Origin of the sequence: Achromobacter sp. DH1f (assembly GCF_000633435.1) — a bacterium.
In the GTDB taxonomy this organism is placed as follows: Bacteria; Pseudomonadota; Gammaproteobacteria; order Burkholderiales; family Burkholderiaceae_B; genus Achromobacter; species Achromobacter deleyi.
In genome coordinates, this window is sequence record NZ_AYMF01000010.1 from 503,022 (window position 1) to 516,819 (window position 13,798).

At 67.7% G+C, this 13,798-nt stretch carries 8 protein-coding genes; 6 read left to right on the forward strand and 2 right to left on the reverse strand.

Annotated features, from left to right (window positions below):
* Nucleotide 1: 1 nt before the first annotated feature.
* Both U858_RS0110080 and U858_RS0110085 read right to left on the reverse strand, forming a co-directional pair.
* Nucleotides 2-3,172 (reverse strand): efflux RND transporter permease subunit, encoded by a 3,171-nt coding sequence (locus U858_RS0110080; protein WP_025137035.1) that lies wholly within the window; start codon nucleotides 3,170-3,172, stop codon nucleotides 2-4.
* Nucleotides 3,169-4,275 (reverse strand): efflux RND transporter periplasmic adaptor subunit, encoded by a 1,107-nt coding sequence (locus tag U858_RS0110085; RefSeq protein ID WP_025137036.1) that lies wholly within the window; start codon nucleotides 4,273-4,275, stop codon nucleotides 3,169-3,171. The genes U858_RS0110080 and U858_RS0110085 overlap by 4 nt, the downstream gene beginning before the upstream one ends.
* A 160-nt stretch (nucleotides 4,276-4,435) precedes the next feature.
* Between U858_RS0110085 and U858_RS0110090 the strand changes: the two genes are divergently transcribed.
* The 6 genes from U858_RS0110090 (at nucleotide 4,436) to U858_RS0110115 (ending at nucleotide 13,790) form a co-directional block, all read left to right on the forward strand.
* Nucleotides 4,436-5,059, forward strand: coding sequence for a TetR/AcrR family transcriptional regulator (locus U858_RS0110090; protein WP_025137037.1), 624 nt, complete (start codon nucleotides 4,436-4,438; stop codon nucleotides 5,057-5,059).
* 124 nt (nucleotides 5,060-5,183) lie between these two features.
* Nucleotides 5,184-7,154: a choline BCCT transporter BetT gene (locus tag U858_RS0110095; protein WP_025137038.1), complete on the forward strand. Its 1,971-nt coding sequence runs from the start codon at nucleotides 5,184-5,186 to the stop codon at nucleotides 7,152-7,154.
* A 185-nt stretch (nucleotides 7,155-7,339) separates the two neighbouring features.
* The gene (locus tag U858_RS0110100; RefSeq protein WP_025137039.1) at nucleotides 7,340-8,470 is read left to right on the forward strand and encodes an efflux RND transporter periplasmic adaptor subunit; all 1,131 of its coding nucleotides are present in this window, start codon (nucleotides 7,340-7,342) and stop codon (nucleotides 8,468-8,470) included.
* 16 nt (nucleotides 8,471-8,486) lie between these two features.
* Nucleotides 8,487-11,588, forward strand: a complete 3,102-nt coding sequence (locus U858_RS0110105; RefSeq protein WP_025137040.1) for a MexW/MexI family multidrug efflux RND transporter permease subunit — start codon at nucleotides 8,487-8,489, stop codon at nucleotides 11,586-11,588.
* 18 nt (nucleotides 11,589-11,606) lie between these two features.
* A complete protein-coding gene (locus U858_RS0110110; RefSeq protein WP_025137041.1) occupies nucleotides 11,607-13,076 on the forward strand; it encodes an efflux transporter outer membrane subunit in 1,470 nt (489 codons plus the stop codon).
* A 54-nt stretch (nucleotides 13,077-13,130) separates the two neighbouring features.
* Nucleotides 13,131-13,790, forward strand: coding sequence for a metalloregulator ArsR/SmtB family transcription factor (locus tag U858_RS0110115; RefSeq protein ID WP_025137042.1), 660 nt, complete (start codon nucleotides 13,131-13,133; stop codon nucleotides 13,788-13,790).
* Nucleotides 13,791-13,798: the final 8 nt, after the last annotated feature.

Here is a 13,798-nt window from a genome sequence, read left to right on the forward strand (position 1 = left end):
GTCAGGCTCCTCGTACGGCCGTGTCGCCGGCATTGGCGCCGGGCGGCACGCCTTCGGGTTCTTCGCGCTCGTCGTGGCGCACGCGGAACCAGGCCGCGTACAGGGCGGGCAGGAAGAACAGCGTCAGCACGGTGGCGCTGGTGATGCCGCCCATCAGCGCGGTGGCCATGGGGCCGAAGAAGTTGCTGCGCAACAGCGGAATCAGCGCCAGCACGGCGGCCGCGGCGGTCAGGGTGATGGGGCGGAAACGCCGCACCGTGGCCCCGACGATCGCGTCCACCCGCTTGTGGCCGGCGCGGATGTCCTGCTCGATCTGGTCCACCAGGATCACCGAGTTGCGCATGATGATGCCGAACATTGCGATCACCCCCAGCATCGCCACGAAGCCGAAGGGCTTGCCGAACAGCAGCAGCGCAGCCACGACGCCGATCAGGCCCAGCGGCGCGGTCAGCACCACCATCAGTACCCGGGCGAAGCTTTGCAGCTGCACCATCAGCAGGGTCAGCACCGCCACGACCATGATCGGCATCTGCGCATTGATGGACGACTGGCCCTTGCCGCTTTCCTCGACCGGGCCGCCGACCTCGATGCGATAGCCCACGGGCAGCTCGGCCCGCAACGCGTTCAGCTTCTTGTCGATGGCGTGGGTCACGTCGATGCCCTGGGCGCCGCTCTTGACGTCGGCCTGCACGGTGATGGTGGGCTGGCGGTCACGTTCCCAGATCACGCCGTATTCCAGGCCGTAGCGCACGTGGCCCAGGCTGCCCAGCGGCACCGGGCCATTGGGCGTGGGCATGGCCAGGGTGGCCAGGCGGGCGGGGTCGATGCGTTCGTCGTTGGGGGCGCGCAGGCTCACGTTGATGAGCTTGTCGCGTTCGCGGTATTGCGTCACGGTGTAGCCCGACAGCGTCATGGCCAGGAAGCTGGAAATGTCGTTGGACGTGACGCCGACCTCGCGCGCCTTCTGCTGGTCGATGTCAAAGCGCACCGAGCGTTCCGACGGCTCGTCCCAGTCGAACTGCGTGTTGACCGAGCGGCTGTCGGCGCGGACCTCGGCGGCCACTTTCTCCGCCACCTGGCGCACGTCGGCAATCTTGTCGCCGCTGACGCGGAACTGCACCTGAAAGCCCACGGGCGGGCCGTTTTCCAGTCGCGACAGGCGGCTGCGGATTGCCGGGAACTGTTCATGCAGCATGGGTTCCAGCCAGCGGGCCAGCTTTTCGCGGTCCTCCACCGAGTTCGCGGTGATGACGACCTGGGCGAAATTGGGCGTGGCCAGCTGCTGGTCCAGCGGCAGGTAGAAGCGCGGCGCGCCGGTGCCCACGAAACTGACCGAATGGGCGATCTCGGGGCGGCCTTCCAGCGCCTTTTCCAGCCGTTCCACCTGGCGCAGCGTGGCGGCGAACGACGCGCCTTCCTGCAGCCGCACGTCCACCAGCAGCTCGGTGCGGTCCGAACTGGGAAAGAACTGCTGCGGCACCAGGCTGAAGCCGGCCATCGACACGACGAAGATCACGATGGTGGCCAGCAGCACGCGCCAGCGTCGGTCCACGCACCACGCCACCCAGCCGCGCAGGCGCTGGTAGAAGCGGGTGTTGTAGATGTCGTGCTCGTGGTCATCGGGCAGATGGGCCTCGCGCTTGCGTTCGGGCAGCATGCGGTAGCCCAGCAGCGGAATCAGCACCACGGCGGCGAACCAGGACGTGATCAGCGCAATCGCCGACACCTGGAAGATGGACCGGGTGTATTCGCCGGTGCTGGACTTGGCCAGCGCGATCGGCAGAAAGCCCGCCACCGTCACCAGCGTGCCGGTCAGCATCGGGAAGGCGGTGCTGGTGTAGGCATAGGCGGCCGCGCGTGCGCGGCTCCAGCCCTGTTCCAGCTTCACCGCCATCATCTCGACCGCGATGATGGCGTCGTCCACCAGCAGGCCCAGCGCCAGCACCAGCGTGCCCAGCGACACCTTGTGCAGGCCGATGCCGAACATGTCCATGAACAGCGCCGTGATGGCCAGCACCACGGGGATGGAGATCACCACCACCATGCCGGTGCGCAGGCCCAGCGACACCAGGCTGACGATCAGCACGATGGCCACGGCCTCGGCCACCGAACGCAGGAATTCGTCCACCGAGAACGACACCGCCTTGGGCATGCTCGACACTTCGGTCAGCGTCAGGCCAGCGGGCAGCCGCGCCTTGAGTTCGCTGAACTTGGCGTCCAGTGCGCGGCCCAGGTGCACCACGTCCTGGCCCGGCTGCATCGTGATGCCGATGCCCAGCACCGGCTGGCCGCCGGTGCGCATCTGCTCGGCCGGCGGGTCGTCATAGCCGCGGTGGATGGTGGCGATGTCGCCCAGCCGGATCGACTTGCCATTCACGCGGATCAGCGTTTCGGCCAGGGCGCGGGTGTCGCTGAACTGGCCGCTGGGCCGCACGAAGATGCGGTCGTCGGCAGTCGTGAGCGTGCCGGCGCTGGCCACCGCGTTCTGGTTGTTGATGGCCTCGGCGATCTGCTGCGGCGACACGCCCAGGCGCGTCAGTTGGGTATTGCTGATTTCTATATAGACGTGTTCGGGCTGGTCGCCGAAGTAATCCACCTTGGCCACGCCGGGCACGCGCAGCAGTACCGTGCGCAGGTTGTCGGCGTAGTCGCGCAGTTGGGCCGGCGAAAAGCCGTCGCCCGCCAGGGTGTAGATGTTGGTGTAGACGTCGCCGAATTCATCATTGAAGAACGGCCCCTGCACGCCTTGCGGCAGGGTCGCGCCGATGTCGCCGACCTTCTTGCGCACCTGGTACCACTCGTTGGCCACCTCGCTGGCCGGCGCCGAGTCCTTCATGGTGAAGAAGATCAGCGATTCGCCCGGGCGCGAGTAGCTGCGCATGAAGTCCGTGGAAGGCGTTTCCTGCAGCTTCTTGGCGATGCGGTCGGTGACCTGTTCCTGCACCTGCTGCGCGGTGGCGCCGGGCCACAGGGTCTTGATGACCATCACGCGGAACGTGAAGGGCGGGTCTTCGGATTGCGCCAGCCGCGAATACGACAGCACGCCGAACAGCGTCACCAGCGTGATGATGAAGATCACCAGCGGCTGGTGCCGCAGGGCCCAGGCCGACAGGTTGAATTTGCCTTCTTCGTGGCGGTGCGCGTCGGGATGTTCGGGAACCGGCGCGCTCATGATGCGAAGTCCTCGGGGTGCAGCGGCGGCACCGCGCGGACCTTCTCGCCGGCCGACACGGCGTGCACGCCTTGCCAGACCACCCGTTCACCGGCCTGCACGCCCTGCGACAGCGTGACGGTGCGCGCGTCGTAGCGCAGCACCTGCACGCGGCGCAGTTCCAGCGTGTCTTCCTGCGGCTTGACCACCCACACGGCGGGTTCGGTGCCGTCATGGAACAACGCGGTAGCCGGCACGGTGTAGGTGACGGCGCCGTTGGCCTGGCGGTTGTCGAAGCTGATGTTGGCCGTCATGCCCAGCCGCACTTCGGGCGGGGGCGATTCCAGGGTCAGCTTGGCGCGGTAGGTGCGGCTTTGCGGGTCGGCCGCCGGCGCGATCTCGCGCAGCACGGCAGTGAAGGTCTTGCCGGGCAGCGGCGCCAGCGTGACGGTGGCGCGCTGGCCGATGGCCAGGCCCGCCAGCACGCTTTCGGGCACGTCGCACAGGGCATCGACATCGCCGGACCAGGCCAGGTTGTAGACCGCCTGGCCGGCGGAGACGTTCTGGCCGGTGTCGGCCTGTTCGGCGGTGATGACGCCGGCATGGTCGGCGGCCAGCGTGGTGTATTTGAGCTGGTCGGCCGACAGGGCGGCCTGCTGCGCGGCCTGGTCGCGCTGCGCCAGCGCCGAGGCGTAGGCGTTGCGGGTCTGTTCCAGCTGGTTGGCGGCGATCAGGTTTTCCTTGGCCTGGGCGCGGTCGCGGTCCAGCTGCTGCTTGGCGTAGTCCAGCTGGTGCTGGGCGGCCGACAGCTGGGCGCGGGCGCTGGCGGCATTCTTGGTGGCGTCGGCCGGGTCCAGCTTGGCCACCACCTGGCCGGGCTTGACCGTGTCGCCCAGGCGCACCAGGCGCTCGACGATCTTGCCGCCCACGCGGAACGACAGCGGCGTGCTGTAGCGCGCCTGCACTTCGCCGGGCAGGGTCCAGGCGGGCAGGGCGGCGTCGGCCTTGGCGGGCATGGCCACGACCGGGCGCGGTGCGGGCGCCTCGGGTTCTTTGCTGCCGCAGCCGGCCAGGGCCAGTGCCAGAGTCAGCGCGGCTAGCGCGCCAGGAACAGGGAAATTCACGAAACACCTCGCGACGCGGGCAGTAAGAGAGACGGGTGCGAGGCGGCCTTTACAGGCGGTCGAGACGCGCTGGCAATCCGATACGGCATGGATTCTAATGCAGCAATGTATTCAAATACAAGGGTGAATCTGAAATGCGTGGCGGTGCTAGAATCGCCCCATGTCAAAAGTCCGCCTTACCCGAGAGCAAAGCCGCGACCAGACGCGCCAGCGCCTGTTCGATGCCGCGCAATCGATCTTCCTGTCCAAGGGTTTCGTCGCCGCCAGCGTCGAAGACATCGCCGAGCTCGCCGGTTACACGCGCGGCGCGTTCTATTCCAATTTCGCAAGCAAATCCGACCTGTTCCTGCAACTGCTCAAGCGCGACCACGACAACGTCATGGCCGACATGCGCGCCATCTTCGATGCCGGCGAAACCCGCGAGCAGATGGAAGCCAGCGTGCTGCACTACTACAGCACCCATTTCCGCGACAACGAATGCTTCCTGCTCTGGATGGAAGGCAAGCTGCAGGCCGCCCGCGACCCGGAATTCCGGGTCGGCTTCACCGCCTGTCTGCGTGAATTGCGCCAAGCCACCACCGAATACGTCAGCCAGTTTTCCGAGCGGGTCGGCACGCCGTTGCCCATGCCCGCACGCGAACTGGCCATCGGCCTGCTGGCGCTGTCCGACGGCATGCACTTCAGCTTCGCCTTCGACCCGCAGGGCGTCACGGCCGAGACCACCGAATCGGTGCTGGCCGGATTCTTTCGCCGCGTCGTGTTCGGCGAGCACGGCCCGGATTAAGGACAGGACGCCCGCCGGTTTGTCAGGCGGGCGCGCGGCATGATAGTAATAACGGCGGCGCGCCGGCTGGACTGAGGGGGCCAGCGCCGCAGCCCCGCATCCCTCGGGCGAAAGGAGCCGCAGCATGTCTTCAGAAACCCGACCATCCACGATCAACCGACCCGTATTCTTTTCGGCTGCGTTGTTCACCCTGCTGCTGGTGGGCTTTGCCATCACGGCGCCCAAGACCGCGCAGAACCTGTTCGAATCGATCCAGCGCTGGATCCTGGGCAACGCCAGCTGGTTCTACATCCTGGTGGTCGCCATCATCCTGCTGTCGGTGGCCTTCCTGGCCATCAGCCGCTATGGCGACATCAAGCTGGGGCCCGACCACAGCGAGCCCGACTATCGCAATTTCACCTGGTTCGCCATGCTGTTCTCGGCCGGCATGGGCATCGGGCTGATGTTCTTCGGCGTGGCCGAACCGGTCATGCACTTCATGTCGCCGCCGGTGGGCGAGGGCGCCACCGCCGCCGCGGCGCGCGAAGCCATGAAGATCACGTTCTTCCACTGGGGCCTGCACGCCTGGGCCATCTACGCGGTGGTGGCGCTGACGCTGGCGTTCTTCAGCTTTCGCCACGGCCTGCCGCTGACCCTGCGTTCGGCGCTGTACCCGCTGATCGGCAACCGCATCCACGGCCCCATCGGCCACGCGGTCGACGTCTTCGCCATCATCGGCACCGTGCTGGGCGTGGCAACGTCGCTGGGGCTGGGCGTGGCCCAGATGAACAGCGGCCTGAACCACCTGTTCGGCATTCCGGTGGGCGTGATTCCGCAGATCATCCTGATCGTCATCACCTGCGGCCTGGCGACGCTGTCCGTGGCCAGCGGCCTGGACAAGGGCATCCGCATCCTGTCCGAAGCCAATATGGTGCTGGCGGTGATCCTGCTGCTGTTCGTGCTGGTGGCCGGCCCTACCGTGTTCCTGCTGCAGACCTTCGTGCAGAATACTGGCGCCTACCTGTCCGACATCGTCAACAAGACCTTCAACCTGTATGCCTACGAGCCGTCCGACTGGATCGGCGGCTGGACGCTGTTCTATTGGGGCTGGTGGATCGCGTGGTCGCCGTTCGTGGGCCTGTTCATCGCCCGCATCTCGCGCGGCCGCACCATCCGCGAATTCGTCAGCGGCGTGCTGCTGGTGCCGGCCGGGTTCACCTTGTTCTGGATGACGGTGTTCGGCGACACCGCCATCCACTTCATCCTGGTCGACGGGGTCAAGGGCTTTGCCGAAACGGTCAAGAACGACAACGCGCTGGCTCTGTTCGCGTTTTTTGAACTGCTGCCCTGGAGCAGCGTGATGTCGATCTTCGCGATCGCGATGGTGGCGGTGTTCTTCGTCACCTCGGCCGACTCCGGGGCGCTGGTGGTGGACCTGCTGGCCTCCGGCGGCGCCGACCGCACCCCGGTGTGGCAACGCATCTTCTGGTCGCTGTCGATGGGGGCGGTGGCCATCGCGCTGCTGCTGGCCGACGGCCTGACGGCATTGCAGACGGCCACCATCGCCAGTGCGCTGCCGTTCTCGATCATCCTGCTGCTGTCGCTGTGGGGCCTGTTCAAGGCGCTGAAGCTGGACGCCACCAAGCGCGGCATCCGCTACCAGTCGCTGACCCTGTCGCGGCCGACACGCGGCGGCCAGTCGTGGGAGCGCCGGCTGCGCAACATGGTGATGATGCCGCGCCGGGCCCACGTGGTGCGCTTCGTGTCCGACGTGGTCACGCCCGCGCTGGAAGACGTGGCCGACGAATTGCGCAAGCAGGGCTACGACGTCGTGGTCAAGGAAGACGCCGACGAGGGCAGCGCCGTGCTGGAAGTGAACCACGGCGAGCACCTGGACTTCTTCTATTCCGTGCAGCCGCGGGCCTTCGTGCGCCCCAGCCTGACGCCCGAAGAGGCGGCCGACGAAGAAGAACGCAAGTATTTCCGCGCCGAAGTGCATCTGCGCGAAGGCGGGCAGGACTACGACATCATGGGCTGGAGCCGCGACGCCGTCATCGGCGACATCCTGGACCAGTACGAACGCCACCGCCATTACCTGCATATGGTGCGCACCTAGGCGCCCGGCCGGTCCCGTACCGGCCCGGTTGTCTTTCCCCGCATCGCCCTGCCGCCGGCCCCGTGCCGGCGGCTTTTTTTCGCCGATAGGATTTATCAATCCTCAACATTACTTTAGGTATTTTGACTTCCTTCGGGATTTCGCGGATTATCCAAGCCATTCCTTTGATAAATAGCGAGCGAATCATGAAGGCAACATCTGGCGCATGGGCGGCCGGCATCCTGGTCGTGGCGGTGGTGGCGGGCGGCGGCCTGTATTGGAAGTTCGGCGGGTCGTCGCACAAGGGCGGCTGGGCCATGGCGCCGGCCAAGGTCGCGGTGGCCCCTGCGGCGCAGGCGGATTTCCCCGTGGCGCTGTCGGGCATCGCGTCGCTGGAGGCCACCCGCCAGGTGCTGGTGCCCGCCGAAGTGGACGGCCGGGTGGCGCAGATCCTGTTCACCGCGGGCGACCGAGTCCGCGCCGGCCAACTGCTGGTGCAACTGAACGACGCGCCCGAACAGGGCGAACTGGCCCGGCTGCAGGCCCAGGCCAAGAACGCGCGGACCTTGCTGGACCGCACCCGCCGCCTGGTGCCGCTGCAGGCCGCCACCCGGGAACAGCTGGACCAGGCGCAGGCCGACTACGACCAGGCCGCCGGGGACATCAAGCGCATCCAGGCGCTGATCGAGCAAAAACGCATCAAGGCGCCGTTCGACGGCGTGCTGGGGGTGCGCCGCGTGAACCTGGGCCAGTTCGCCCGCGCCGGCGACCCGCTGGTATCGCTGACCGACGCGGCCAGCGTCTACGCCAACATCACCTTGCCCGAGCAGGCCCTGGGCGCGCTGCGGGCCGGCCAGCCGGTGGCCGTGACGGTCGACGCCCATGCCGACCGGGTATTCGAGGGGACCGTCACCACCATCGAGCCGCAGGTCGATCCCGGCACGCGCACGGTGCGGGTGCAGGCCACGCTGACCAATGCCGACGGCGCGCTGGCCGCTGGCATGTTCGCCCACGGCAAGGTCGTGCTGCCGCCGCGCCAGGGCGTGATCACCGTACCGGAAACCGCCGTCAGCTACAGCGCTTACGGCGATTCGGTCTATGTGGTGGTGCCGCCCAAGGCGGGCGACGCCTCGGCCCCGCCGACCGTGGCCCAGGCCTATGTGCAGACGGCCGAACGCACCCTCGGCCGGGTCGTGGTGACCAAGGGTCTGAAGCCGGGCGACCGGGTCGTGACCTCGGGCCAACTGCGCCTGCACAACGGCGCGTCCGTCGAGATCAGCGCCCAGGACACCGTGGCGCTGGATGCCGGCACCCAATCCGTGGCGCAAGCCCGGTGAGCGCGCGGAGCCTGACATGAAATTCACCGATCTGTTCGTACGCCGGCCCGTGCTGGCGCTGGTGGTCAGCACGCTGCTCCTGCTGATGGGGTTGCGCGCCCTGAGCGGCCTGCCCATCCGCCAGTACCCGCTGACCGAAAGCACCACCATCACCATCACCACGCAATACCCGGGCGCCTCGCCCGACCTGATGCAGGGCTTCGTCACGCAGCCCATCGCGCAGTCTGTCGCCACGGTCGAAGGCATCGACTACCTGTCGTCGTCATCGACCCAGGGGCGCAGCGTGATCACCGTGCGCATGAAGCTCAATGCCGATTCCAACAAGGCCATGACCGAGGTCATGGCCAAGGTCAACGAAGTCAAATACCGCTTGCCGCAGGACGCCTACGACCCCGTGCTGGTGAAGTCGGCCGGCGAGGCCACGGCGGTGGCCTACGTGGGCTTTTCCAGCACCACGATGGCGCTGCCGGCCCTGACCGACTATCTGTCGCGGGTGGTGCAGCCGCAGCTGTCGTCCATCGAAGGGGTGGCCAGCGTGGAACTCTACGGCGGCCAGAAGCTGGCGATGCGGATATGGCTGGACCCCAACCGCCTGGCGGCCCGCGGCATCTCGGCCAGCGAGCTGGACGATGCCCTGCGCCAGAACAACGTGCAGGCCGCGCCCGGCCAGGTCAAGGGCCTGTACGTGGCGTCCAACATCAAGGTCAACACCGACCTGGTGAACGTGGCGGAATTCCGCGACATGGTCATCAAGCGCGACGGCGACGCCATTGTGCGCCTGGGCGATGTGGCGACCGTGGAACTGGGCGCGGCCTCGACCGATTCCAGCGGCCTGATGGACGGCGAACCCGCGGTGTACTTCGGCCTGAATGCCACGCCGGTGGGCAACCCGCTGGTGATCGTCAAGCGGCTCAACGAGCTGCTGCCCAACATCAAGCAGAACCTGCCGCCGGGCACCAGCGTGCAGGTGCCGTTCGAGCTGGCGCGCTTCATCAGCGCATCGATCGACGGCGTGGTGCATACGCTGATGGAAGCCATCATCATCGTGGTGGCGGTGATCTTCCTGTGCCTGGGGTCGCTGCGCGCGGTGTTGATCCCGGTGGTGACGATTCCGCTGTCGATGCTGGGCGGCGCCGCCATCATGGCGCTGTTCGGCTTCAGCGTGAACCTGTTGACGCTGCTGGCCATGGTGCTGGCCATCGGCCTGGTGGTGGACGACGCCATCGTGGTGGTCGAGAACGTGCACCGCCACATCGAAGAAGGCAAGTCGCCGGTGCGCGCCGCCCTGATCGGGGCGCGCGAAGTGGCCGGCCCGGTGATCGCCATGACCATCACGCTGGCGGCGGTGTACGCGCCCATCGGCCTGATGGGCGGGCTGACGGGGTCGCTGTTCAAGGAATTCGCCTTCACGCTGGCGGGGGCGGTGGTGGTGTCGGGCGTCATTGCGCTGACGCTGTCGCCCGTGATGAGTTCGTTCATGCTCAACAGCCACGTGTCCGAAGGCTGGATGGCGCGCCGCGCCGAGCGCTTCTTCAACCGGCTGGGCGATGCCTACGGCCGCCTGCTGGACGTGTCGCTGCACCACCGCTGGGTGACCGGCCTGGTGGCCGCGGCGGTGTTGGCCAGCCTGCCGTTCCTGTACAACGCCGCCCAGCGCGAACTGGCGCCGGTCGAAGACCAGTCCACCGTGCTCACGGCCATCAAGTCGCCGCAGCAGGCCAACATCGACTACGTCGAGAAATTCGGCAAGAAGTGGGACGACGTCATGGCTACGTTGCCCGAACAGAAGGGCCGCTGGCTGATCAATGGCTCGGACGGCGTGGCCAACAGCATCGGCGGCGTCGACTTCGTCGACTGGCAGGACCGCAAGCGCTCGGCCGACCAGATCCAGGCCGACATGCAGTCCAGGGTGAACCAGATCGAAGGCAGCAACATCTTCGCCTTCCAGCTGCCGCCGCTGCCGGGTTCCACCGGGGGGCTGCCCGTGCAGATGGTCATCATGAGCGCGGCCGACTACCCCGTCGTCTATGAAGCCATGGAAACCCTGAAGAAGGCGGCCCGTGAAAGCGGCCTGTTCATGGTGGTCGACAGCGACCTGGACTACAACAACCCCGTGGTGCAGCTGAAGGTGGACCGCGCCAAGGCCAACAGCCTGGGCGTCACCATGAAGGCCGTGGGCGATACGCTGGCCATACTGGTGGGCGAAAACTACGTCAACCGCTTCGGCATGGACGGCCGCTCGTACGACGTGATTCCGCAAAGCCTGCGCCAGCAGCGCATCTCGCCGGAATCGCTGGCTCAGTACTACGTCAAGAGCGCCAGCGGCGCGCAGGTGCCGCTGTCCAATATCGTGTCGGTGTCGATGGGGGTCGAACCCAACAAGCTGACCCAGTTCAACCAGCTCAACGCCGCCACCTTCCAGGCCATCCCGATGCCGGGCGTGACCATGGGCGACGCGGTGCAGTTCCTGACGCGCCAGGCCCAGGCGCTGCCGGCCGGCTTCAGCTACGACTGGCAGTCGGACGCGCGCCAGTTCAGCCAGGAAGGCTCGGCGCTGATGATCACCTTCATGTTCGCCATCATCGTCATCTACCTGGTGCTGGCGGCGCAGTACGAAAGCCTGCGCGACCCGTTCATCATCCTGGTGAGCGTGCCGCTGTCGATCTGCGGCGCGCTGATTCCGCTGGCGCTGGGCATGGCCACCATCAACATCTACACGCAGATCGGGCTGGTGACGCTGATCGGGCTGATCAGCAAGCACGGCATCCTGATGGTGGAGTTCGCCAACGAGATGCAGGTCAGCCACGGGCTGGACCGCCGCAGCGCCATGGAGCAGGCCGCCCGCATCCGCCTGCGCCCCATCCTGATGACCACCGCTGCCATGGTGGTGGGCCTGATCCCGCTGCTGTTCGCCAGCGGCGCCGGCGCCCACAGCCGCTACAGCCTGGGCCTGGTCATCGTGGTGGGCATGCTGGTGGGCACGTTGTTCACGCTGTTCGTGCTGCCCACCGTCTACACCGTGCTGGCCCGCGACCACCGCGCCGCCAACGATACGCCGCGCGCCCGTGAACTGGCCCAGGCGCAGGCCGAAGACGCGCAACCGGCGCCGTCGCACTGAGGCATAGAGGAAACGACCATGAAACATCCCGATTTAATCCTGCGCTTGCGCCGCGGCGTCGTGACGCTGCTGGCCGCGCTGGCCGCCGCCGGCTGCGCCGTCGGCCCCGAGTACCAGAAGCCGCAAGACGCACCAGTGACCTTGGCCAGCCCGGAACAGGCGCTGTTTTCCACCGACCGCGTGCAGGCGGACTGGTGGAAGCAGTTGCAAGACCCGCAACTGGACCGCCTGATCGCCCTGGCGCTGCAACGCAATCACGACATCCGTATCGCCCAGGCCCGTCTGGCCGAATCGCGCGCCGTGCTCGACGAGAAGCAACTGGACCAGTTGCCCACGGTGACGCTGGGCGGAAATTTCGAACGCAGCCTGTCGCAGCTGAATTCGGGCGTGCCGGGCCAGCGCAGCCTGGCCGAGAGCTACCGCGCCGGCTTCGATGCCACCTGGGAAATCGACCTGTTCGGCCGCCTGCGGCGGGCGGCCGAAGGCGCCGCGGCGCGCAGCGAAGCGCAGGCCGCCGACCTGGCGCAGGCGCGCATCGTGGTGGCGGCCGAAGTGGCGCGCAATTACTTCGAGCTGCGCGGCGCCGAACAGCGCCTGGCAGTGGCGCGCGCCAATCTGGACAGCCAGCGCGACAGCCTGCGCGTGATCCAGGCGATGGTGTCGGCCGGCCGGGGCGACGAAGGGGATCTGGCCAGCGCTCGCGCCGAACTGGAAACCGTGCAGGCCAGCGTGCCCTTGCAGGAAACCGCCCGGCGCCTGGCGCGTTACCGCCTGGCGGTGCTGGCGGGCCTGCGGCCGGTGGAACTGGGCGAGCTGGACACGGCCACGCCGCAGGCGCCGCTGGCCGCGCGCCTGCCCATTGGCGATGTCGGCGCCTTGCTGGCTCGCCGGCCCGACGTGGCCGCCGCCGAGCGCAACCGCGCCGCGGCCAATGCCGACGTGGGCGTGGCCACCGCCGAGCTGTATCCACGCATCGACCTGGGCGGCTTCCTGGGCTTCGTGGCCTTGCGCGGTGGCGATTTCGGCTCGGCGGCCAGCCGCGCCTTCAGCGTGACGCCGGGCGTGAACTGGCCGGCGTTCAACCTGCCCACGGCCCTGGCGCGCAAGCGCGCGGCGCAGGCGCGTTCGCAGGGCGAGGCGGCGCGCTACGAGCAGACGGTGTTGCAGGCGGTCGAGGAAATGGAAGGGGCGCTGACGCAATACGGCCAGACCCAGCAGCGCCTGGGCAACCTGGCCGAGGCCGCCGCGCACAGCCGCCGCGCGGCCGACCTGGCAAGGCTGCGCTACCGCGAAGGCAGCACGCCCTACCTGACGGTGCTGGACGCGCAGCGCACCTTGCTGCGCGCCCAGGACGCCGTGGCGGTGGCCGAAACCGAGTCCTACACCAGTCTTGTGGCGCTGTACAAGGCGCTGGGCGGCGGCTGGGAGGCGCCCGTCGAGGCCGGCAATGCCCCGTCGGCGGCTGCCGCGCCGGCCCCCGCCGGCTGACCCTGGGGGCGCGGTTCGTGGCACCATAGGGGCTTGGCGCCCAACCCTGATTCCATGTCCGACAACCTGTCCAAACCCGTTACCTGGCAGCCGCACCAGCCTGCGGACCGCGTGCTCATGACCCTGAAGACGCGCGGCCCGCAGTCCGTGGCGGCCATCGCACGCCAGCTGGAGGTCACGGCTGAAGCGGTACGCCAGCAGATGACGCGGCTGCACGCTGAAAGCCTGGTCGACTCGGAAAGCCGCAGCGCCGGGCGCGGGCGGCCCACCCAGATCTGGTTCCTGACCGACGCCGGCCACCGCCGCTTTCCGGATACTCATGCCGACATGACGGTGCAGATGATCAACGCCGTGCGCCAGGTGTTCGGCGAAGACGGCGTGGACAAGCTGATTTCGGTGCGTGAAACCGCCATGCTGACCGGCTACCGGCAGGCGCTGGCGGGCGCCGCCACGCTCGAAGAACAGTTGCAGCGGTTGGTGCAGCAGCGCTCGGCCGAAGGCTACATGGCCGAAATGCGCCGCGACGGCGACGATTTCCTGTTCATCGAAAACCACTGTCCCATCTGTGCGGCGGCCCAGGCCTGTATGGGTTTTTGCCGCAGCGAACTGGAACTGTTCCGCCAGGCGCTGGGCGAGGGCGTGCGCATCGAGCGCGAAGAACACATCCTGCTGGGCGCGCGCCGCTGTGCCTACCGCGTCAGCGCGCGCCCCTGACGGCCGGG